The sequence below is a fragment of the Amycolatopsis granulosa genome (assembly GCF_011758745.1).
GTDB lineage: Bacteria > Actinomycetota > Actinomycetes > Mycobacteriales > Pseudonocardiaceae > Amycolatopsis_E > Amycolatopsis_E granulosa.
The window spans coordinates 786,364-805,328 of sequence record NZ_JAANOV010000001.1 but is presented as its reverse complement, the minus strand read 5'-3'; the positions used below and the strand labels follow the sequence as shown (position 1 = coordinate 805,328).

25 protein-coding genes are annotated in these 18,965 nt (G+C 71.0%); 16 read left to right on the top strand and 9 right to left on the bottom strand.

From position 1 onward, the window contains the following. The first annotated feature begins 90 nt into the window (after positions 1–90). The 4 genes from FHX45_RS03970 (at position 91) to FHX45_RS03955 (ending at position 2,083) form a co-directional block, all read left to right on the top strand. Positions 91–765 (top strand): sensor histidine kinase, encoded by a 675-nt coding sequence (locus FHX45_RS03970; protein ID WP_167096727.1) that lies wholly within the window; start codon positions 91–93, stop codon positions 763–765. Next, positions 762–1,457 (top strand): response regulator transcription factor, encoded by a 696-nt coding sequence (locus FHX45_RS03965; RefSeq protein ID WP_167096725.1) that lies wholly within the window; start codon positions 762–764, stop codon positions 1,455–1,457. Before FHX45_RS03970 ends, FHX45_RS03965 begins: the two co-directional genes overlap by 4 nt. Before the next feature lie 198 nt (positions 1,458–1,655). After that, positions 1,656–1,862 (top strand): heavy-metal-associated domain-containing protein, encoded by a 207-nt coding sequence (locus tag FHX45_RS03960; protein ID WP_167096723.1) that lies wholly within the window; start codon positions 1,656–1,658, stop codon positions 1,860–1,862. Continuing rightward, entirely contained in the window at positions 1,862–2,083 is a 222-nt protein-coding gene (locus tag FHX45_RS03955) for a CDGSH iron-sulfur domain-containing protein (RefSeq protein WP_167096721.1), read from the top strand. Before FHX45_RS03960 ends, FHX45_RS03955 begins: the two co-directional genes overlap by 1 nt. Positions 2,084–2,206: 123 nt before the next feature. Here FHX45_RS03955 and FHX45_RS03950 read toward each other — a convergent pair whose 3' ends face one another. From FHX45_RS03950 to FHX45_RS03935, 4 genes are all read right to left on the bottom strand, one after another. Then, on the bottom strand, positions 2,207–2,575 hold the full coding sequence (locus FHX45_RS03950) for a hypothetical protein (RefSeq protein ID WP_167096719.1): 369 nt from the start codon (positions 2,573–2,575) through the stop codon (positions 2,207–2,209). Positions 2,576–2,644: 69 nt separating this feature from the next. After that, entirely contained in the window at positions 2,645–3,283 is a 639-nt protein-coding gene (locus FHX45_RS03945) for an acetate uptake transporter (protein WP_167096717.1), read from the bottom strand. A gap of 107 nt (positions 3,284–3,390) precedes the next feature. Continuing rightward, positions 3,391–3,741, bottom strand: a complete 351-nt coding sequence (locus FHX45_RS03940; RefSeq protein ID WP_167096715.1) for a DUF3040 domain-containing protein — start codon at positions 3,739–3,741, stop codon at positions 3,391–3,393. 12 nt (positions 3,742–3,753) lie between these two features. Then, positions 3,754–4,002, bottom strand: coding sequence for a hypothetical protein (locus FHX45_RS03935; protein WP_167096713.1), 249 nt, complete (start codon positions 4,000–4,002; stop codon positions 3,754–3,756). Between FHX45_RS03935 and FHX45_RS03930 the strand changes: the two genes are divergently transcribed. Together FHX45_RS03930 and FHX45_RS03925 are read left to right on the top strand one after the other, a co-directional pair. After that, complete coding sequence (locus FHX45_RS03930) at positions 4,001–4,417, top strand: hypothetical protein (RefSeq protein ID WP_167096711.1); 417 nt, start codon at positions 4,001–4,003, stop codon at positions 4,415–4,417. The two genes, FHX45_RS03935 and FHX45_RS03930, sit on opposite strands and share 2 nt — an antisense overlap. A 305-nt stretch (positions 4,418–4,722) precedes the next feature. After that, positions 4,723–5,544 carry a tetratricopeptide repeat protein gene (locus FHX45_RS03925; protein WP_167096709.1) on the top strand — a complete coding sequence of 274 codons (822 nt, stop codon included), beginning with the start codon at positions 4,723–4,725 and terminating at the stop codon, positions 5,542–5,544. 14 nt (positions 5,545–5,558) lie between these two features. Here the strand turns inward: FHX45_RS03925 and FHX45_RS03920 are convergent, their stop codons facing one another. Next, complete coding sequence (locus tag FHX45_RS03920; RefSeq protein ID WP_167096707.1) at positions 5,559–6,722, bottom strand: MFS transporter; 1,164 nt, start codon at positions 6,720–6,722, stop codon at positions 5,559–5,561. A gap of 53 nt (positions 6,723–6,775) precedes the next feature. On the opposite strand from FHX45_RS03920, the gene FHX45_RS03915 reads away from it, so the two are divergent. Next, a complete protein-coding gene (locus FHX45_RS03915) occupies positions 6,776–7,390 on the top strand; it encodes a TetR/AcrR family transcriptional regulator (protein WP_167096705.1) in 615 nt (204 codons plus the stop codon). A gap of 58 nt (positions 7,391–7,448) precedes the next feature. Here FHX45_RS03915 and FHX45_RS03910 read toward each other — a convergent pair whose 3' ends face one another. Continuing rightward, on the bottom strand, positions 7,449–8,255 hold the full coding sequence (locus tag FHX45_RS03910; protein ID WP_341771344.1) for a helix-turn-helix transcriptional regulator: 807 nt from the start codon (positions 8,253–8,255) through the stop codon (positions 7,449–7,451). Between the two features lie 118 nt (positions 8,256–8,373). Between FHX45_RS03910 and FHX45_RS03905 the strand changes: the two genes are divergently transcribed. The 5 genes from FHX45_RS03905 (at position 8,374) to FHX45_RS03885 (ending at position 11,670) form a co-directional block, all read left to right on the top strand. Further along, positions 8,374–8,715, top strand: coding sequence for a carboxymuconolactone decarboxylase family protein (locus FHX45_RS03905; protein ID WP_167096701.1), 342 nt, complete (start codon positions 8,374–8,376; stop codon positions 8,713–8,715). A 17-nt stretch (positions 8,716–8,732) separates the two neighbouring features. After that, positions 8,733–9,188, top strand: a complete 456-nt coding sequence (locus tag FHX45_RS03900) for a nuclear transport factor 2 family protein (protein ID WP_167096699.1) — start codon at positions 8,733–8,735, stop codon at positions 9,186–9,188. Between the two features lie 148 nt (positions 9,189–9,336). Beyond that, positions 9,337–9,855: a DUF421 domain-containing protein gene (locus FHX45_RS03895; RefSeq protein WP_167096697.1), complete on the top strand. Its 519-nt coding sequence runs from the start codon at positions 9,337–9,339 to the stop codon at positions 9,853–9,855. Positions 9,856–9,932: 77 nt separating this feature from the next. Further along, the gene (locus FHX45_RS03890) at positions 9,933–10,295 is read left to right on the top strand and encodes a DUF1622 domain-containing protein (protein WP_167096695.1); all 363 of its coding nucleotides are present in this window, start codon (positions 9,933–9,935) and stop codon (positions 10,293–10,295) included. Between the two features lie 154 nt (positions 10,296–10,449). Beyond that, entirely contained in the window at positions 10,450–11,670 is a 1,221-nt protein-coding gene (locus FHX45_RS03885) for an acetyl-CoA C-acetyltransferase (protein WP_167096693.1), read from the top strand. Positions 11,671–11,777: 107 nt separating this feature from the next. Here the strand turns inward: FHX45_RS03885 and FHX45_RS03880 are convergent, their stop codons facing one another. The 3 genes from FHX45_RS03880 to FHX45_RS03870 are packed head-to-tail and all read right to left on the bottom strand — an operon-like array spanning position 11,778 to position 13,892. Continuing rightward, positions 11,778–12,329: a nuclear transport factor 2 family protein gene (locus tag FHX45_RS03880; protein ID WP_208405796.1), complete on the bottom strand. Its 552-nt coding sequence runs from the start codon at positions 12,327–12,329 to the stop codon at positions 11,778–11,780. An 11-nt stretch (positions 12,330–12,340) separates the two neighbouring features. Beyond that, positions 12,341–13,105 (bottom strand): SDR family oxidoreductase, encoded by a 765-nt coding sequence (locus tag FHX45_RS03875; RefSeq protein WP_167096691.1) that lies wholly within the window; start codon positions 13,103–13,105, stop codon positions 12,341–12,343. A 13-nt stretch (positions 13,106–13,118) separates the two neighbouring features. After that, on the bottom strand, positions 13,119–13,892 hold the full coding sequence (locus tag FHX45_RS03870; RefSeq protein ID WP_208405795.1) for an SDR family NAD(P)-dependent oxidoreductase: 774 nt from the start codon (positions 13,890–13,892) through the stop codon (positions 13,119–13,121). Between the two features lie 351 nt (positions 13,893–14,243). Here FHX45_RS03870 and FHX45_RS03865 point away from each other — a divergent pair, with 351 nt between their 5' ends. The 4 genes from FHX45_RS03865 (at position 14,244) to FHX45_RS03850 (ending at position 18,948) form a co-directional block, all read left to right on the top strand. After that, positions 14,244–15,455, top strand: a complete 1,212-nt coding sequence (locus FHX45_RS03865) for an ABC transporter substrate-binding protein (protein ID WP_167096689.1) — start codon at positions 14,244–14,246, stop codon at positions 15,453–15,455. An 85-nt stretch (positions 15,456–15,540) separates the two neighbouring features. Beyond that, on the top strand, positions 15,541–16,398 hold the full coding sequence (locus tag FHX45_RS03860) for a branched-chain amino acid ABC transporter permease (RefSeq protein WP_167096687.1): 858 nt from the start codon (positions 15,541–15,543) through the stop codon (positions 16,396–16,398). A 1-nt stretch (position 16,399) separates the two neighbouring features. Next, positions 16,400–18,214: a branched-chain amino acid ABC transporter ATP-binding protein/permease gene (locus FHX45_RS03855; protein WP_208405794.1), complete on the top strand. Its 1,815-nt coding sequence runs from the start codon at positions 16,400–16,402 to the stop codon at positions 18,212–18,214. Continuing rightward, positions 18,211–18,948 carry an ABC transporter ATP-binding protein gene (locus tag FHX45_RS03850; RefSeq protein WP_167096685.1) on the top strand — a complete coding sequence of 246 codons (738 nt, stop codon included), beginning with the start codon at positions 18,211–18,213 and terminating at the stop codon, positions 18,946–18,948. Before FHX45_RS03855 ends, FHX45_RS03850 begins: the two co-directional genes overlap by 4 nt. Positions 18,949–18,965: the final 17 nt, after the last annotated feature.

Sequence of the window (18,965 nt, the reverse complement as noted above, 5' to 3'; positions counted from 1 at the left end):
GCACGGATCTCGTAACACGCTCAACCAGTCGTGCGACTCATTTCGAAACGGGTTAACGGCTAGGGCTACAGCCGTTCTTGAGGTGGCACCATGACTGCGGTTCCGGACCGGCGGCAGAGCAGGGGCAGACGGCGGGGGGACCGGCATGCCGATGAGCTCCGAGCGCTCATCCACGACATCGGGCATGCGGTGGCTGCCGTCAGTTTTCTCGTGGAGTCCGCGTTGTCCGACGACCTCGACGCGGCGTCCGCCCGGCGCAAGCTCGAACTCGTGCACACGCAGACCCGGATGCTGACCTCGCTCATCGAGCAGGCGTTCCGCCCGGCGGCCGGTGGCCAGCCCATTCCGGTGCGCTCGTTGCTGGCGCAGCTGACCGAGCAGGCGGATGCGACGGGCCCGGCGCGGGTCACCCTCCTCGACGGGCCGGAACCGGAGACCGACCTCGATGGCGGCGTGCTGTGGCGCATCCTGTCCAACCTGGTCGGCAACGCCGCCCGCGCGGCCGGCCGCGGCGGCACGGTTTCGGTCGGGATCGCCGGCGTGGAACCGGTCGTGATCGAGATCGCCGACGACGGACCGGGTTTCGGCGGGGGCGAGCCCGGATGGGCCACACTGGGACTGGCCGCGGTGCGGAAACTGAGCGGGGAGCTCGGCGTGCACGTGTCCTTCGCACAACGTGCCCCGGCGGGCACACTGGCGCGGGTGACCCTGGCCCCGAGCGGGTATGACGACACCGGCACCGCCAGCGGGAGGGATGTCCGATGATCAGTGCTGCTGTGGGCGACGACCACGTTCTCCTCGTCGAGGCGATGGTCCCGATGCTCCGCAAGAGCGGGATCGATGTGGTCGTCTCGGCCCACGAGTTCGGTCAGCTCGTCGCGTCCGTCCGCGCCTACGAACCGGATGTCTGCGTGCTGGACCTCCGGTTCGGCGAGCACGACCACCACGACGGCGTAGCGGCCGTCCAGGCGGCGAGCCCGCGGACGAGGATCGTCGTGCTCACCGCGGATGCGACGATCGAGTCGATGGTCGCGGCCGTCGAGGCGGGGGCGGCCGCCTACGTACACAAGTCGCGCGGCTGCGCGAGCCTCGTGACGGCGATCGGCAAGGTCATGCGCGGTGAGCTCGTGACCGACCTGCCGATCCGGCGGCACGGGCGCGACAGCGCCGGAACCGATCCCGAGGCGCGGCTGCTCGCCCGGTACCTGACCGTGCGCGAGCGGCAATGCCTCGAACTGCTCGTCGACGGGCTCCGCACGGACGTGATGGCCCGGCGGCTCGGGGTGTCCGTCACGACGGTGCGCAGCCACGTGCAGGCGCTGATGACCAAGCTGGGTGTCCACTCCCGGCTGGAAGCGGCGTCGTTCGCGGTGCGGCACGATCTCCTCGGGTCACCCGTCACGGACGGTCCGGCCGGTGCCGCCGAGCGGTGGGCAGGCGGCGCGTCGCTGCGGTGAGCCGCTGTCGGGCGCTGTCGGGCGCCGTCGGGCGCTGTCGGGCGCTGTCCGTTGCTGGACGACGGACGTATACCCCCGTGGTGTATCGGGTAGCGTCCGTGTTAGCGTGATCCACATACCCCCTGCGGGTAGTTGAGATGGCCGGGTCTGGCTCGGCCTCCCGGTCACCCAGTGGTAGCGCTGATGAGGAGGCAAGGGATGAGCACTGCTGTCTACACCGTCGAGGGCATGACCTGCTCCGGCTGCATGAACAAGGTGACCACCGCGGTCACCGGCCTGGCCGGCATCACCGACGTCGACGTCGACATCGCGACCGGTGAGGTCACCGTCACCAGCGACGCGCCGATCGACGACCAGCAGGTCCACGCGGCGATCGCCGGCGCCGGCTACCGGGTCGCGGGCTGATGACCGGTCAGCCCGTCCCCGAGGTCGTGATCAAGGCGGTGGACAACGGCCCGTACCAGGTGAAGGGCCCGATCCGCCTGGTCGACCACGACAACAACGTCTACGACCTCGGACCCGGCCGCACGAAGCTGTTGTGCCGCTGCGGGAGGTCGGCCAACAAGCCCTTCTGCGACGGCGCTCATTCACGCCACGGGTTCGCCGCTGCCGAGCGGTCCGGGTAGCGGCTCAGCGGGACTGCTCGGGCCGGTCTGCGGCGCGATCCGGCTCGCGGCGCGTTCCTGTGGGGCGAATCGTTCGCCCACAGGAACGGTCACACGGTGTGCCAGTACAGGTCTGAAGCCGGTTCACCCCCGGTGGAACGGGTTGGGCAGGTGTGTGCCCGCGGACCGGTCCGGGCACAGCAGATCCGCGACGAGCACCGCGACCGCGCTGACCGCCACGACGACACCGATCGAGACTGGCGTGGTCAGGCCGGCCAGGCCCGCCACGATCGCGTCGGCGATTCCCAGTACGGCTGCTGCCGCGGCGGCCGGTGTGACGAGCCGGGTCCGCCGTCCGGCCCGGACGGTACGGGTTCGAGGCTGGGCGGCCCAGGACGAGACGTGGTGCGGTGAGCCGGCGAAGAGCTCGGTCAAGGTGGGCAACGTCGGCTCAGTGCACAGATCCCGCTCGATCTCGGCGAGTTCCCGGCGTTGTTCATCCGACAGGGTCATGAGTGCTCCACAACCGCTGCGCAAGGGCACGCCGGCGCGGACGGTGCGCGCCGGGACTTCGTCGTGGGGTCAGCGGTGCGGCGCCGAGGACAGCGGGAACAGCGGCAGCACGCTCCGCTTCCAGGTGAAGTTCGTGACCGCGGCGAAGGACGCGTACCACGCCAGTACGGCCGTGACCAGGCCGAGCCAGCCGCCCACCTTGCCCATGCTCGGCGAGGCTGCCCACGTCCCGATGGTGAGGAACAAGAACGTCAGCGTCAGGAACACGAAGACGGCCAGCACCGCGCCGCTGACCCGGGCCGCGGCCACCGTCATGTAGGCGGTGAAGATCGTCCACGCCAGCAGGTAGAGCCCGGTCGCGGTCGCCGCGCTCGCCCCGAGTCCGGGCTCGACGAACTTCACATATGCGGCGAAAGAGAGCCAGAACGCCCCGAACGAGGTGAACGCCAACGCGCCGAAGGTGTTGCCTTTGCGGAACTCCCACATGCCGGCCATGAACTGGCCCAGCCCGCCGTAGAAGAGGGCGAGCGGCAGCACCACGGCTTCCAGTGCGGTGTTGCTGATCAATTTGGCGTTGAAGACACTGAGCACGAAGGTCGTCATCGCGAATGCGGCAAGGCCCAGCGGGGCCGGATCGGCGATGTGCGCACCGGGATCCACCTGCGGTGTGACCGGCGCTTCCACCGAACCCTTCTCCGTATGTACCATCACAACTCCTTTTCGCGGATAACCGGCTACACGCCGACGCCATCCTTGTGTGACGTACACCTCAGATTAGTCCGGTACGGCGAAACGCACCCGGCCAATGCCGTCGCTCATGCGGGCGTAGGACGGGCGCATCGCGGGCACGAACGGGCGGGTGCGGGCCATTTGCCCGCGCAGTACCGGCAGTAGTAGCGCCGGGCCCACCACACGACGGCCAGTGCCGGAACCGTGCCGGTGAGTATCAGGCCGGCCACCAGGCACGCCGGGACAGCGAGCAGGTCGCCGAGCGTCACCAGCACCACCGCGAGCGCGACGCCGGCTGCGAGCACGAGGACTGCCAGCACTGCCGGGGGACCGTCCGGCTGCAACCGGGCGAGACGCCGATCGAGTCCCGGGTCCTCCGCCTGCAATGCGCGTTCCAGCTCCCTCAGCTTCCGCTCTTCGTCGTCGCTCAGCTTCACCCGTGATCTCCTTCAGTGCTGCTCGCCCAGGATAGCCGCCGGAAATGACGATCTGTCGTCCGTATCCGCGGTGAGCCGGTTCACTGTGACGCCATTGTCGATCAATACCGCGATGTGCCCGTCCGGCTCGGAAATGACCTTGCCGTCCCCGGCGCCCGGCCGGGTGAAAATGACCGGTTCTCGTTCTTGACCTTGATTGGCGTGGGAAGCTGCAAAACCGGTCCGCGCGGACGGGCCCGGCCGACTGGGGAGGAACCACATGTCGAAACGTGCGAAGGCCGCCGGGTGCGCGGTCGTCCTGACCGCGCTGGCGCTGGCCGTGCCGCAGGCATCCGCTGCGGCCTATCCCAGCAACCACTTCAAGGTGGCATACACAGCTACCTACGCCGAAGGCACCATGACCTGGTATGCGCGGGCCGTGCGGCTGGATGGCACGCTGCGGTCCCTCAGCAGCAGCGGCTGCCGCCGCGCGTACGCCGTCGCCTACGACTCCGGCGGTGGCCGGCTCGACGAGGGCAGCACCAGTGCCCAGTGCGGGGACCGGATCGGCCCCTTCCGGATCGACCTCACCGCCGACGTCCCCGGCGGCGCGGCCATCGTGTCGGTCTGCCTGCTGGACGGCGCCGGGGCACCGCTGGGCGAGTGCGAGGCCTACGTCAGGTCCGACGCCGGCTGACCTCCGGCCGGAGCCGCCCCGGGGCGTTCTTCCAGCACGAAAAGAGCCGGTGACCGGCCGGACGGCCGAGGCGAGCAAGCCGCGAACCGCCGGTGGCCGCCACGACGGGCTCGTGAACGCGAAGACGAGGCCCGGCTGGGGTAAGTGCTCGACGACGAACCGTTTGTTGGCACAGCACCGTGGACTCCCTCGCCCCGAGGGGTTTCCGGCTGTACACCACGGCGGCAACCTCCTGGAGTGGTGCGCCTGCCGCGGGGCGCAGGTGCGGCACCGGTACTTTGATCGCGTGACGGATCGCGCAACCGATGCACCAGGGTGAGCCGCTGACGCGACGCGGTACCGAGCTGCGCGACGAGGACCGTCATGAGGAAGCGATCGAGGTGCTCCGGGAGGCCGTCGCCGCCGGAGAGCCTTCGGCGCCCCGCGAGCTCGCGTATGCCTTGCTCGGTGGTAGCCGGCCTCGCGACGCGCTGGCCGTGCTGAAGGCGGCCATCGGCCAGGGGCGTGTGGACCTGTGCACGGTTCTGGGCTCCCTGGCCACCGAGCTGGGCGATTACCGAACCGCGCATGAAGCCTATCGAAGAGCGATGGACCACGGCGATCTGTCAGCACTCAACGATTACGGGCTCCTGCTGTGCGACGAGGGAAATCTGGACGAGGCCATCGCGATTTTCCGGCGGGCGGCGGAGTTCGGTGACCGGCTGGCCCCCGGAAACCTGATCGCCTTGTACGTCGAGGATCTGAACGATCTGGCGGCGGCGAGGGATGTGGGCGAGCGGTATCTGTCTCCGCGGTACCCGGGCGTCTATCCGGCGCTTGGCGACGTGTACGCCAACCTGGGCAAGCTCGCCGAGGCCGATGCGTTGTTCCGGGACGGCGTTCGACTCGGTGCTCCACGGGTCCATCAGAAGTACGGGTGGTTCCTGTGGAAGCATCGTGGCGACCTCGAGGCCGCGGAGAGGGAATTCTGGGCCGCGTTCGACGACGACGAAGTCGGCTGGAGTCACGCCCTGGGACGCTTTCTGCTGAGCCGGAATCGCGTCGACGAGGCGCGAGCGGTGCTCGAACGGGGCGCCGTGTGGGGCGACGTGGACGCTCGGGAACTACTCGACGAGCTCGAGGCGTAGCGGCCGAAGGCGCCTCAGACGAGCGAACCCTCGCCGGAATCACGTGGCGCCCTGTCCACCGCGGTGAGGACGACGGCGAGCACCGCGGCACCCGATCCCGTCGCGAACGCCGCGGGAAATCCCGCGGTTGCCGCGATCAGACCGCTGACCGGCCCGGCGACGAGGATGCCGAGGTCCCAGAACGACGTCATGGCACCGACCGCGGTTCCCGTCGTCAGCCCTCCGGCATTGCGCAAGGTCAGCTTCGTCGTCGCGGGATAGATCATGCCAAGACCCGCGCCGGTGACGGCGACCGCGATCAGTGCGGCAACCGGCGAGGTGGCCATGGCGAGCAGGGCCAGCCCGGCCGCCTCGATGGGAAGGACGACGCGCGCTGTCGCCAGGCCCCCGTACCGGTCCACCAGCGGGCTCCCTGCCGCACGCGTCGCCAGGAACGCCACGGAGAAGACCGCCAGGCCGGTGCCCGTCCCGCCGATGCCGGGAGTCGCCAGGAACAGCACGAGCAGCGCCGTGAGGCTGCCGTATCCGTAGGCTGCGAGCCCGAGCACCATCCCCGGTATGCCGACCCCGGCCGGCACGAGGTCGCGCCAGCCGCGCACGGAGACGGATGTCGCCGGTCGCGCAGGTCGGCGGGTCGAGGCGATCAACACGGTGGAGAGGGCCGGCAACGTCAGCACGGCCGACCACACGGCGCTCGCCCCGCCGGCCGAGCCCACCGCGACCGCCAGCAACGGACCGGCCGACAGGCCGCCCCACATGGACAGTCCGAACCAGCCGGTCACCCGCCCGCGGCGCGACGGGGCGATCCCGGACAGCACCCACGGCAGGCATCCGGAGAACAGCGCCGCCTCGCCGACCCCCATCACCAGGCGTGCGGCGAGCAGGGTCCCGATGTCCGGGGCGAGCAGGTGGCCCACGCCGGCCACTGCGGTCAGTACGCCCCCGGTCATGGCGACCGGACGAGCCCGGCCGGCGTCGCCCGCACGCCCGGCGAACGGCCGGGCGGCGGCCGTTCCGGCGAACGCGAGGCCCACGGCCACCCCGACGGCGAACGGGCGCTGGTGGAAGTGGCCCGACACGTAACCGGGCAGTTCCTGGAGGGTGGCACCGAGTGCGAGGTAGCCGCAGAGGACGGCCAGCCACAGCCGCGTGACGGGTACCTGATGATCGTTCGCCATGCCGCGACAGTACCGATCTGTTTTCTTGTAGTACAGGTTGGTACTGTCTGGTCATGGAGAAGCTACGGACGGACGTGGCGCTCGAAGAGCTCAGCCCGTCGCAGCGGGCCACTCGGGCGAAGATCCTCGACGCAGCCGCCCGGCTCTTCTACGAACAGGGCGTGCACGCGGTGGGCGTCAACGAGATCGCGGCGGAGGCGAAGGCGTCCAAGCTGAGCCTGTACCGCTATTTCCCGTCCAAGAACGCGCTCGTCGAAGCGATGCTCGCCGAACACAGCGACCGGATCCACGCCTGGCTCGTCCGCAAGACCGCGGGTGCACCGGCCGGCGTCGAGCGGGTCCTGTCGGTGTTCGACCTGTTGATCGACTGGTTCGCCCGTCCCGGCTACCACGGCTGCACGGTGGTGAACACCGTCACCGACATGCGTGCCGATCCCGCCGTCGCCGCGATCGCCCGACGGCACCTGGTCCGGTACCGGCGCCTGCTCGAAGACCGCATCGAGCAGGCCGGCCTCGCCGACGCGGCCCGGCTCGCCAGGCAGCTTCTGCTCCTCATCGAGGGGGCGAGTGTGGTCGTCACCATCGACGCAACCACCGCTGCGGGTGCCGATGCGCGGGCAGCGGCCGAGGCGCTGCTGTCCGCGCACCGGCCGAGCGCCGGGTCCTGACCGACGGCACGCAGCCTTCCGGTGCGCGACCACCGCCGGCCCGGCCCGAACCAGGACCTCAGCGGGTGGCGGCAGCGCCGGTCACCAACAGCTGCAGCGCGGCCTCGGTGGTGCTGCCCTTCGCCGGGGTGAAGGTGATCAGCCGCTGCCGGGCGTCGCCGGGCAGCTCGAAGTTCTCGTAGTGGAAGGTCAGCACCCCGGCATCGGGATGCAAGAAGCTCTTGGCCCCGAACGCCCGCAGCTCCACATCCCCGGTGCTCCAGAGCCGCCGGAACTCCGTGCTCCGCTCGGACAACTCGGCCACCAGCCGGGCGAGATCCGCATCGCCGGGATGCCGGCCGGCGACCAGTCGCAGCTGGGCCGCGGTCGCCGCAGCCACCTCGTCCCACTCCACGTAGAAGTCCCGGGCGGCCGGGTCCAGGAACAGCTCGCGCGCGAGGTTCTGCTTCTCGCCGAACAGCCGGCCCGCCGGCCCGTTGACGGCCAGCACGTCGAACCGGTCGTTGATCACCAGCGCCGGCACCAGGTCGATCAGATCGAGCATGCGCCGCAGTTCGGGCCGCACCGACTCGGGGGAGCGGGCGCCACGCCGGGGCGGGCGGGCCAGGGCGCGCAGGTGCTCGCGCTCCACCGCGTCCAGGCGGAGCGTGTCGGCGAGAGCGTTGAGCACCTCGTCCGAGGGACGGCCGGCCCGCCCCTGCTCCAGCCGCTGGTAGTACTCCACGCTGATCCCGGCGAGCTGTGCCAGCTCCTCCCGGCGCAGGCCAGGCACGCGCCGCCGGCCCCCGGGGCGCAGCCCCACGCTCTCCGGCGTGACCCGCGCGCGGCGCGACTGGAGGAACCCACCCAACCCGACGTCTGCCACGCCACCAGTATGCCTGCCCAGCCTGGCCCTGCCAGTACCCGTACAACCAGGGATCTGGGTCGCGTCGTGTCCAACCGGCACGCTGTGACCTGCACGAACGAACAACAGGGGAGAGCTCATGACCGAACGCTTCCGGCGCGGGCTGGCTCGCCAGCAGGAGATCGGTGGAGCCGGCCCGCGGCGACAGGCCTACGACGCGCTCGCTGACGTGGCCCCGGACCTGAGCCGGCTCGCGGTCGAATTCGAGCTGGTCATCCTGGGCGCGCTGATCACGACCGGGGGTGTCGAACCCCAGCTGGAGGCCCACGTCGGCACCGCGCTCGCCGCCGGCCTCGCACCACGGGCCGTGGTCGAAGCGATCATGCAGGTGATCCCGTACGCCGGGTTCCCGCGCGTGTTCGCCGCCATGGCTATCGCCCGCCGCGTCTTCGACGACCGCAACCTGTTGCCCCTGCAATGATCAGTGGAGGAGAGACTATGAGCACCGCCCAGGACCGCGCCGACGTCATCGACACCTGCACCCGGATGATGTGGCTGGTCGACATGCGTGACTGGGACAGGTTCACCGGGGTGTTCGCCGATCGGGTCACCCTCGACTACACCAGCATCTACGGCGGCGAGCCCTGGACGCAGACCCCGGACGAGATCAAAGCCCAGTGGTCGGCTCTGATCGGCGCCTTCGACGCGACCCAGCACCTGCTCGGCAACCACCTGGCGACCGTGGACGGGGACACCGCGGTGCTCACCGCCGCGTTCCAGGCCACCCACCTGCTGGCGACCACGTTCGGCTCACCTCGCTGGACCCTCGGCGGCACCTACCGCTTCGGGCTGGCCCGGGTGCATGGCCACTGGCTCATCAACGAGGTGGTGATGACCGCGACCTGGGCCGACGGCAACAAGGACATCCTCAGCATCGCGGCCGCCCGGCAGTGACGGGCTCATCGCGGCCGGCAGCGTCCGCGCGCCACATTCCCCAGCACGACGGTGCTCGAGCGCCCCGTAGGGAGGGTGCGTAAGGGCGGTCCGTGCGGGTAGCCGGTGGGGGCTCCGGCGGCCGGGGAAGGGGAACGGGGTGGTGGCGATGAGTGGCGCGGACTGGCTGATCGGAGACGCGGGCGAGCTCCCCGCGGTGTGCGTGAAGACCCTCACGCTGTCGTTGACGGCGCTGGCCGGTCTGCGGCTCGCCCCGCGCCGGGCCCTCGCCGAGCTGCGCATCTTCGACCTCGTCGTGATCATCGCGACGGGCGCCATCGTCGGGCGGAGCGCGACCGCCGCCGACACGTCGTTCCTGATCGGTGCTGTCGCCCTGGTGACCCTGCTGGTGGTGCACATCATCATTTCCCGGCTGCGGTTCGTCCCGCGGGTGGCGCGCGTGCTCGACCACCCGGTGCGGGTCCTCGTCGTGGACGGCGCCGTGGACCACCGGCAGCTGAAGACAGCGCAGCTGACCGAGGGCGACCTGTACGAGGTACTGCGCGAACGGGGTGTGCACAGCCTCGCCGGGATCCGCTACGTGATCTACGAGTCGAAGGGCGGGTTGACCGTCGTGAACGACGACGAGCCGCCGCACGCATCGCGCACCACGCTTCCGGACCTGTGAGCGAACACCTCCACCAAGGACACCGGCGCCGGGCCTGCGGGCCCGGCGCCGCGCCGCGCACCTGATCGAGGACCACCATGGAGTTCACCGGAGTAATGGAGACCGTCGGCACCGCGGTCGACGCCTGTGGTGTCGCGGTCATGGTCGTGGGTGCGGTCATCGGTTCGGCCGGCTTTCTGCGCCGGCTGGCCGCGCGGGAGGAACTGACCGGGAGTTACCGCCGGTACCGGCAGGGCCTGGGACGGGCGATCCTGCTCGGGCTGGAGTTCCTGGTCGCCGGGGACATCATCCGGACCGTCGCGATCTCCCCGACCTACACCAGCGTCGGGGTGCTGGCGGTGATCGTCGCCGTGCGCACCTTCCTCAGTTTCTCCCTGGAAGTCGAACTCGAGGGGCGCTGGCCGTGGCAGAAACGGCGCCGTGCGCAGGAGCCCGGGTGAGGCCGGGTGCGGTGGGTCGTCGGCAGCGCACGAGACGTTCCTCAGCGGCATGCGCAAGGTCTTCCTGGTGGCGGCCTGCCGTGCACGCCTTGACGAACGGCCCGTACCCGAATTAACTTGACCAATCGCTTGCTTGTTCAATTTGGGAGGGTCCATGCCTGAAGCCGTGATCGTCGCCGCCACGCGGTCACCCATCGGCCGCGCCGGCAAGGGTTCGCTGCGTGACCTGCGCGCCGACGACCTGCTCGTCCAGGTCTTCGAGGCCGCGCTGAAACAGGTGCCCGAGCTCGACCCGGCGACCATCGACGACATCATGGTCGGCTGCGGCCAGCCCGCCGGGGAACAGGGTTACAACCTCGGCCGCCAGCTCGCCGTCGCCGCGGGGCTCGACACCGTACCCGGCACGGTCGTGCACCGCTACTGCGCGTCCAGCGTCCAGACCACCCGCATGGCGCTGCACGCGATTCGCGCCGGGGAAGGGCAGGTGTTCGTCTCGGCGGGTGTGGAGACCGTGTCGCGCTACGGCAGCGGCAAGGCCGACGGCATGCCCGGCACGCACAACCCCCGCTACGCCGAGGCGGAGGCGCGCACGGCCGGACGGTCGGCGGCCGGCGCACCGCCGTGGCAGGATCCGCGTGCGCTGGGCCTGCTGCCCGACCCCTACGTCGCGATGGGACAGACCGCGGAGAACGTCGCGCAGCTGCGCGGCGTGTCCCGGCAGCGGCAGGACGAGTTCGCCGTGCGCAGCCAGCACAACGCCCAGCGCGCCATCGCCGCCGGGTTCTTCGCGACCGACATCACGCCCGTCGTGACCCCGGACGGCACCACCGTCGCGGCGGACGACGGGCCGCGTGCGGGCGTCACCCTGGAGTCGGTCGCCGCGCTCGACCCGGTGTTCCGCCCGGACGGCACGGTCACCGCCGCCAACTGCTGCCCGCTCAACGACGGCGCCGCGGCGCTGATCGTCATGTCCGCCGACCGGGCGCGCGATCTGGGCATCACGCCACTCGCCCGGATCGTGTCGACCGGGGTGTCGGCGCTCTCGCCCGAGATCATGGGCCTCGGGCCGGTGGAGGCGGTGCGCCGGGCGCTCGCGCACGCCGGGATGACCGTCGCCGACCTCGACCTCGTGGAGATCAACGAGGCGTTCGCCGCACAGGTCCTGCCGTCGTGCGACGACCTGGGGATCGATCTGGACCGCGTGAACGTCCACGGTGGCGCGATCGCGCTCGGCCATCCGTTCGGCATGACCGGTGCGCGGATGACCACCACACTCATCAACGGCCTGCGCGCGGTCGACGCGCAGACCGGTGTGGTCACCATGTGCGCGGCCGGTGGCCAGGGGATGGCGCTCGTGATCGACCGCCTGTCGTGAGCCCGGGCCGGCCTGCCCGACCCCTCCGGGCGGGCAGGCCGGCCGCACGGCACCGCCCGCGCGCGGCCCGGCCCACCACACCACGGGAGCGCCGGTAAGTCCGGCGGCTACCGTTCCCCCACCGGGGGCCGAGCGCTTCCGGCGGTCGCGGCCCGGTGGGTCAGCAGGTACACCGGATCTCCGGCATCCCGCCTGCCGCGCGGGCCCTCGCCCTCGGGGGCGAGCTGCGTGCCCACCGTCGAACGGGTCCACTCCCGCACGGCGAACCGCTCGACGATCGCCCAGCGGCCGTCCCGCTTCTCCAGGTGGTCGACGTAGCGGAAGCCGCTGACGAAGTTCCGCCGCGGATCGGCGGCGGGCTCACCCCAGTGCACGGCCGTCCCGTAGGTTTCGGCGACCGCGTGCGTCCCGTACACCTCGGCGAGGTGGTTGCCGACGAGGTGCATCGTGCCGGTGTAGGTGGCGAGCAGCGGCCGCACCCACTCGACGTAGTCGTCCACCGGTCCGTCGAAGCCGGTGTGATGGTCGATCGCGCCCGGGTGGTAGGCCGAGCGCACGAGGTCGAAGTCGAGCCGGTCGACGCCGCGGCAGTAGCGCAGCACCACGTCGTGGATCGCCCACCGGTCCGCGGCGGCACCGGTCACCGGGTCATCGCTCACCGGGTCATCGCTCACTGGGTCACCGCCCACCCGCCGTCGACGGGCAGGTAGACGCCGTTGACGTACGAGGCGAGCGGGCTCAGCAGGAACAGGGTGGCCCACGCGATGTCGTCCGCGGTGGCCATGCGGCCCAGCGGGTTCTTCGCGAGCGAGCGCTGCCCGACCTCGCTGGCCGCGAACCCCCGCAGCCGCGGCGTGTCCGTCATCCCGGGGGCGATCGCGTTGCTGCGCACCTCGCCCGCGCGGTAGGTCGCGAGGTGCCGGGTGTAGCCGGCGATCCCCGCCTTCGCCGCGCAGTACCACGCCGAGTCGGTGCCCATGAGGTTGCCGGCGACCGACGAGACGTTCACCAGCGCGGCGCCCTCCGGCACGCCGCCGGACAACCACGTCTCGGTCACCAGCCGGACGCTGCCCACGGCCATCCGCACACCCTCGTCGAAGCCCAGGTCGCTCGCCGACGACGGGCCGGCGTTGTTGACGAGGTACCGGATGGCGCCCAGCGCGCGGCTCCCGGCGAAGCCGCGCTCGACATCCGCGGGGACGCAGACGTCGGCGGTGACGGCGAGTGCCGTGCCGCCGGCGTGCACGATCCGCTCGGCGGTCGCGGTGACGGCCGCGCTGTCGAGGTCCCACGCGGCGACGGCGAGGCCCAGTTCCGCCGCGCGGAGTGCGATGGCCCGGCCGATGCCGCTGCCGGCGCCGGTGACGACCAGGACCTCGCCCGGGGCGAATCCGAAGTGGATGGGGTTGTTCGGCACGAATGCTCCTCCGGTCACGGGTGGATGGTGGTCAGACGCCGTACCCGCCGTCGACGTCGAGCTTCTGCCCGCTGATGAACCGGGCTCGGTCGGAGGCGAGGAAGCACACGGCCTCCGCGATGTCCTGCGCCCCGCCGAAGGTGCGCAACGGGATGTTGCGGCGGGTGACCTCCAGTGCCCGCTCGTCGAGGTCGCCGCCGGCCATCAGTTCGGCGGCCATGCCGTCGGTGAGCATCCCGGGACCGACGCAGTTGACGCGCACCCCGAACCGGCCCTCCTCGGCGGCGAGCGCCCGCGCGGTCGCTTCCACGGCGCCTTTGGGGCCGGCGGACAGCCCGTCCCGCACGGGGTAGCGGCGGGTGGCCGCGGTGGTGACGGCGACGATCGAGCCCTTGCTCGCCCGCAGGGCGGGCAGCGCGGCGTGGGCGAGGTTGAAGAACGCCGCGGCCTCACCGGCCAGGTGGCGGGCGAACCGGTCCGGGTCGACCAGCGACAGGTGGATCTGGGGAATGTGGGGTCCGGCGGCGTGCACGACGGTGTGCACGGCGCCGAAGCGCTCGGTGACGCTGTCGACGTAGGCGCGCGTCGCGGCGGCGTCGGTGAGGTCGAGCCGGTCGGCGACCGCCGTGCGCCCCTCGGCGGTGAGTTCGGCCGCGAGGGCGTCGGCGCGCTCCTGGTTCCCGTGATACGTCAGCGCGATCCGGCTTCCGCGGGACGCGAGGGTGCGGCAGATCGCCGCGCCGAGCCCGCCCGTCCCGCCGGTCACCACCGCGGCACCGGGCCTGCCGTCGAAGTCCTTCATCATCCGCCTTCCGTGACCATCGAGACAAGCAAGCGCTTGGTGAGAATAGGTGGTGCGCCGCCGCCGGTCAACGCTCCTGCGCGCGGCCGGGGGGATCGGGCGGGAGCGTCCGGCGAACGCGGGGTCCGTTGCCCGCCGGGAAGCGGTTCAGCCGTGGGTGTCCGGCTGGTTCCGTGGTGTGACGGTCTGCCGGTAGATCCCGCACCGGAAGTGCTCGTGACCTGCGATTTTGTGTCTGCCAAGCGCTTGCTCGTTTGGTTACCGGGTTTGCTTGACGGGGTGGTGTGGCTCATCTACGCTCTCCTGCCAAGTAGCAAGCGCTTGGTTGTCCCTTTCAATGTCGAAAGTTGGGTCATGAACAGACATGTTCTCGTACTGGGCGCGGTCGTCTCCAGCGCTGCGCTGGTCCTCGCAGGCTGCGGTGGCGCCGCGTCCTCGGGTGGCGGCGCCGGTGATCCGTACCGGGTGCTCGTCACCGGTGGGTTGAGCGCCCAGGGTGTGCTCGCGACGAACTCCAAGACCTCGGTGATCTCCGCGCAGGCGAGCGCGGACGAGATCAACAAGACGGGCGGCATCGCGGGCCGCCGCATCGAGGTGACCGTGGTGGACGACGGCGGCGATCCCACGACCGCGGTGACCAAACTGCGGGAGGCGATCGCGAAGCGCAAGCCGGACCTCTACCTGAACTCCGGCCCGTCCGTCATCGCCTCGGCGACGCTGCCGATCCTGCAACAGAACAAGATCCTCTCGTTCAACATCGGCCCGACCAACGAGTCCGCGGATCCGGGGAAGTTCCCGCTGAACTTCGACCTCTCGCCGTCGCCCACCGACTACGCGAAGGGCTTCATCGCCCACGCGAAGGAGAAGGGCTACCAGAAGATCGGCATCCTCTACGGCAGCACGAGCTACGGCGCCAGTTTCGTGCGGGAGATGCACCAGGCCCTCACCGCGGCCGGCCTGCAGGTGGTCGGGGAGCAGCAGTTCGACGCGAAGGCGCTCGACATGACGCCCCAGTTGCAGAACCTGCGCGGCTCCTCGCCGGACGCGATCGCCATGACCGCGTACGGTGCGCCGGTCGGCTACGTGCTGAAGAGCCTCGCCAAGATCGGCTGGACCGTGCCGGTGCTCGGCGACACCGCGGTGTCCGCCACCAGCCTGGTGTCGACCCCTCCGCCGGACGGCGTGCTCGGCACGGACCAGGTCGCGAACCTCATGATGGAGGTCTTCGACAGCACCGTCTACGACCCGGCCGACACCTCGGTGAACACCGCCGTGGCGGCGATGAAGGCCAAGGCCGAGGGCGGGGTCATCCCGTCCACCCTGATCAACGCCTACAACTACGACGCCCTTGCCCTGGTGGCCGCGGCAGCCGCCGACGTGGGCAAGGCCGACGACCCCAGCGCGATCGCGAAGGCGATCGAGAAGCCGGAGGTCCTGGCCAGGGCGAAAACCGCCATCCTGCACGACTACCACTACAGCGCCACGTCGCACTCGCCGAACGCCACGGCGGACGCGTTCGTCTTCATCAAACCCAGCCGGCTCGACAGCGGCCAGTTCCGGCCGTGACCGGCACGTCCGTTGGCTTCGCCCGCCGGTCCCGCCGGGACGGGCGGGCGAAGTTCCCTTTCCCACGCGGAAGGTTCCAGCTCCGATGACCCTGATCTTCGGTGGACTCGCGCTGGGCGCGGTCTACGCGTTCGTCGCCATCGGCTACAACATCGTCTTCATCTCGTCGAAGACCTTCAACTTCGCGCAGGCGCAGCTGATCATGATCGGCAGCTTCGTCGCCTACACCGGGCTGGTGACGCTGCACCTCCCGGCGCCCGTCGTGGCGCTGCTGGCGCTCGCGGTCGTGTTCACCGTCGCGGCGATCGAGGAGCGGGTCGCCATCCGGCCGCTGAAGGACCCGCATGCGGTGCTGGTCACCACCCTCGGCGCGTCGGTGCTGCTCGACGGTGCCGCCCAGCTCATCTGGGGCACCCAGCCGCTGCCCGTCCCGTTCTTCGGTGGCGACGGGGTGCTCACGATCCTCGGCGGCCGGGCCTACCCGGTCGAGCTCGCGCTCGTCGCGGTCGCGGTGCTGCTGGTCCTGCTGCTGACCTGGGCGAGCAAGCGCTTCGTGCTCGGTCTCGCGCTGCTCGCGATGTCCGAGGACCGCGAGGCCGCGATGCTGCGCGGGGTGAACGTGCGACGGCTGGTGTTCGGCTCGTTCGCCTGCGCGGGTGCGCTCGCCGGGGTGCTCGGCCTGTTCGTCGGACCGGAGACCTACGCCGTGGCGACCCTCGGCACCGCCCTGGCGCTCAAGGGGTTCGTGGTGCTGGCGATCGGCGGGTTCGGCTCGATTCCGGGCACCCTCGTCGGCGGCCTGATCGTCGGCCTCGTGGAGGCGCTGGCGAGCCGCTACCTCGGCGGCGAGTTCGCGACGATCGCCGTGTTCGCCGTGTTCATCACGATCCTGATGGCCCGTCCGGCCGGGCTGTTCGTCCGTACCCGGGAAAGGGCTGTCTGACATGCTGACTGTGTGGCGAGCGCTGCGGGCGGTGCCCAGCTGGGTCCTGCCCCTCGCGCTCGGTGTCGTCGTCGCGCTGCTGCCGCTCGGCGGGCTCGGCTTCTCGTTCTCGCGGCAGATCACCCTCGCGTGCATCCTCGCGTTGCTCGTGAGCGGGCTGAACCTGAGCCTGGGATTCGCGGGCGAACTGGCGGTGGGACAGGCCGCGATGTACGCGGCCGGCGCCTACACCGCGGGACTCGTGTCCAAGGCCGGCGTCACGGACATCCTCGTGCAGCTCCTGGCGGGTGGCGCCGTCGCGTTGCTGGTCGGTCTGATCACCGGTGTCCCGGGGCTCCGGCTGGGCAGCTGGTCGCTGGCCATGACGTCGTTCTTCCTCGTGCTGCTCGTCCCGGACCTGCTGACGATCTTCGCCGACGCCACCGGTGGCCGCAACGGGCTCAGCGGCATCGAACCGGCCACGCTGCTCGGTACCCCGCTCACCACCGACGACCTGTACCTGGTGATCGTCGTGGTGACGATCCTGTGGTTCGGCGTGCTGCGCAACATCGTCGTGTCGCGGCACGGCGTGGCGTTCCGGGTGCTCAAGCAGAGCCCGGTGCTGGCGTCGTCGATGGGCATTTCGGTGTTCCGGATGAAGCTGCTCGCCTACGCGCTCGGTGCGCTCCCCGCCGGCCTGGCCGGTGCGCTGTTCGCGAACGTCGACCTGTACATCTCGCCGGAGGGGTTCGGGTTCGTGCTCGCCACGACCGTGCTGGCGGCGTCGATCCTCGGCGGGTCGGCGAGCGTGTACGGCGCGGTCGTCGGCGCGGCGATCATGCAGTTCGGGCCCAACCAGGCCAGCGAGTTCCAGCAGTACGCCCTCGTGTTCACGGGTGTGTTCCTGATCGTCGGCGGGGTGCTGCTCAAGGGCGGGCTCGCGAACCTCGGCAAGCGGCTGGTCAGGTGGCTGGACCGGGTGGCGAACGTCCGCTCCGGACCCGCCGCGCCGGCGGATGCCGGCCTGCCCCCGCTCAGCGGCGCCACGCTCGCCGTCGAGGACGTGTCGAAGGCGTTCGGCGGCAACCAGGCGCTCAAGGGCGTCACCCTGCACGCGCGCCCGGGCCGGGTCACCGCGCTCATCGGTCCCAACGGCTCGGGCAAGACCACCCTGCTCAACATGGTGTGCGGCTTCTACCGCACCGACGCCGGCACGATCTCGGTGGGGCGCAGGCAGACCCACGGCCTGGCGCCGCACGAGGTGGCCCGCGCCGGGGTGGCCCGGACGTTCCAGACGCCGAACATCCCCGAGGGCATCACCGTGCTGGAAGCGGTCATCTCCGGCCGGTACACCGCGCACCGCGCGTCGATCCTGTCCGCGGTGTTCCGCGGCCCCCGCTTCCGGCGGGTGCGGCGCGAGGACCGGCTGGAAGCGGAGCGCCTGCTCGCACTCGCGGGCATGACCGGGCTGCGCGACGTGGAGGCCGCGTCCCTGCCGCTGGGCATGCGGCGGCTGCTGGAGGTCGTGCGGGCGCTCATCGGCGGCGGTGGCGTGCTGCTGCTCGACGAGGCGGCGTCCGGATTGGACGAGGACGAGATCGAGCGGCTCGCCGGGCTGGTCCGGCGCATCCGGGACGCGGGCGGCACGGTGGTGCTCGTCGAGCACAACTTCCGCCTCGTGCTGGACCTCGCCGACGACATCGTCGTGCTCGCCCACGGGCAGGTGATGGCTTCCGGTCCGCCCGAGGTCATCGAGAACGACCCCCGGGTCGCGAGCGAGTACCTCGGGATCGAGGGCGAGGCCGACCTCGCCGGAGCGCAGGGAGAGCAGGCATGACGACGGCGGAGCCGGTGCTGCGGGTGCGCAACCTCGCCACCGGGTACGGCGACCTGCGGGTCGTGTGGGACGTGTCGTTCGACGTCTACCCCGGGCAGCTGACCGTGCTGCTCGGCCGCAACGGGGCGGGCAAGACCACCACGCTGCGGGCGGTGTCCGGCCTGAACAAGGTCTCCGGTGGAACGGTCACGCTGACCGGGGAGGATGTCACGAAGGCCGCGCCGCACCAGCGCGTGCGAGGCGGCATGGCGTACGTGCAGGAAGGCAAGCGGGTCTTCCACGCCCTGACGGTCGAGCAGAACCTCGTGATGGGCGGCTACACCCGCCGGATGAGCCGGTCCGCCCTGGTGCGGGAGGCCGGGCGGATCTACGAGCTGTTTCCCGTGCTCGGGCAGAAGCGCGGTCTGCCGGCCGGCAGCATGTCGGGCGGGCAGCAGCAGATGCTGGCGATCGGCCAGGCGCTCATGGCGAACCCGTCGCTGCTCCTGCTCGACGAGCCCTCGGGCGGTCTCGCGCCGGTGATCGTCAACGAGGTCATGGCGCGGGTCGCCGAGCTCAAGGAGACCGGGCTCGCGATCGTGCTGGTGGAGCAGGCGGTCGAGGCGTCGGTCCGGGTGGCCGACCACGTGGCGGTGCTCGACATGGGCCGGCTGGTCCTGTCCTCGCCCGCGGCGGAGCTGACCGACCTCGACCGCTTGCGCAACGCCTACTTCGGACGGGTCCCGGCGGAATAGCCGGCAGGAGGTGGTGT

Bases quoted from the DNA above. Each gene is read 5' to 3' on its own strand.
- FHX45_RS03925 (WP_167096709.1), top strand. From the start codon at position 4,723: ATGCACCAGGGTGAGCCGCTGACGCGACGCGGTACCGAGCTGCGCGAC.
- FHX45_RS03935 (WP_167096713.1), bottom strand. From the start codon at position 4,002: ATGTGGTTCCTCCCCAGTCGGCCGGGCCCGTCCGCGCGGACCGGTTTT.
- FHX45_RS03920 (WP_167096707.1), bottom strand. From the start codon at position 6,722: ATGGCGAACGATCATCAGGTACCCGTCACGCGGCTGTGGCTGGCCGTC.
- FHX45_RS03895 (WP_167096697.1), top strand. From the start codon at position 9,337: ATGAGTGGCGCGGACTGGCTGATCGGAGACGCGGGCGAGCTCCCCGCG.
- FHX45_RS03950 (WP_167096719.1), bottom strand. From the start codon at position 2,575: ATGACCCTGTCGGATGAACAACGCCGGGAACTCGCCGAGATCGAGCGG.
- FHX45_RS03865 (WP_167096689.1), top strand. From the start codon at position 14,244: ATGAACAGACATGTTCTCGTACTGGGCGCGGTCGTCTCCAGCGCTGCG.
- FHX45_RS03885 (WP_167096693.1), top strand. From the start codon at position 10,450: ATGCCTGAAGCCGTGATCGTCGCCGCCACGCGGTCACCCATCGGCCGC.
- FHX45_RS03955 (WP_167096721.1), top strand. From the start codon at position 1,862: ATGACCGGTCAGCCCGTCCCCGAGGTCGTGATCAAGGCGGTGGACAAC.
- FHX45_RS03960 (WP_167096723.1), top strand. From the start codon at position 1,656: ATGAGCACTGCTGTCTACACCGTCGAGGGCATGACCTGCTCCGGCTGC.
- FHX45_RS03930 (WP_167096711.1), top strand. From the start codon at position 4,001: ATGTCGAAACGTGCGAAGGCCGCCGGGTGCGCGGTCGTCCTGACCGCG.
- FHX45_RS03915 (WP_167096705.1), top strand. From the start codon at position 6,776: ATGGAGAAGCTACGGACGGACGTGGCGCTCGAAGAGCTCAGCCCGTCG.
- FHX45_RS03850 (WP_167096685.1), top strand. From the start codon at position 18,211: ATGACGACGGCGGAGCCGGTGCTGCGGGTGCGCAACCTCGCCACCGGG.
- FHX45_RS03860 (WP_167096687.1), top strand. From the start codon at position 15,541: ATGACCCTGATCTTCGGTGGACTCGCGCTGGGCGCGGTCTACGCGTTC.
- FHX45_RS03945 (WP_167096717.1), bottom strand. From the start codon at position 3,283: ATGGTACATACGGAGAAGGGTTCGGTGGAAGCGCCGGTCACACCGCAG.
- FHX45_RS03890 (WP_167096695.1), top strand. From the start codon at position 9,933: ATGGAGTTCACCGGAGTAATGGAGACCGTCGGCACCGCGGTCGACGCC.
- FHX45_RS03970 (WP_167096727.1), top strand. From the start codon at position 91: ATGACTGCGGTTCCGGACCGGCGGCAGAGCAGGGGCAGACGGCGGGGG.
- FHX45_RS03870 (WP_208405795.1), bottom strand. From the start codon at position 13,892: ATGATGAAGGACTTCGACGGCAGGCCCGGTGCCGCGGTGGTGACCGGC.
- FHX45_RS03965 (WP_167096725.1), top strand. From the start codon at position 762: ATGATCAGTGCTGCTGTGGGCGACGACCACGTTCTCCTCGTCGAGGCG.
- FHX45_RS03855 (WP_208405794.1), top strand. From the start codon at position 16,400: ATGCTGACTGTGTGGCGAGCGCTGCGGGCGGTGCCCAGCTGGGTCCTG.
- FHX45_RS03900 (WP_167096699.1), top strand. From the start codon at position 8,733: ATGAGCACCGCCCAGGACCGCGCCGACGTCATCGACACCTGCACCCGG.
- FHX45_RS03905 (WP_167096701.1), top strand. From the start codon at position 8,374: ATGACCGAACGCTTCCGGCGCGGGCTGGCTCGCCAGCAGGAGATCGGT.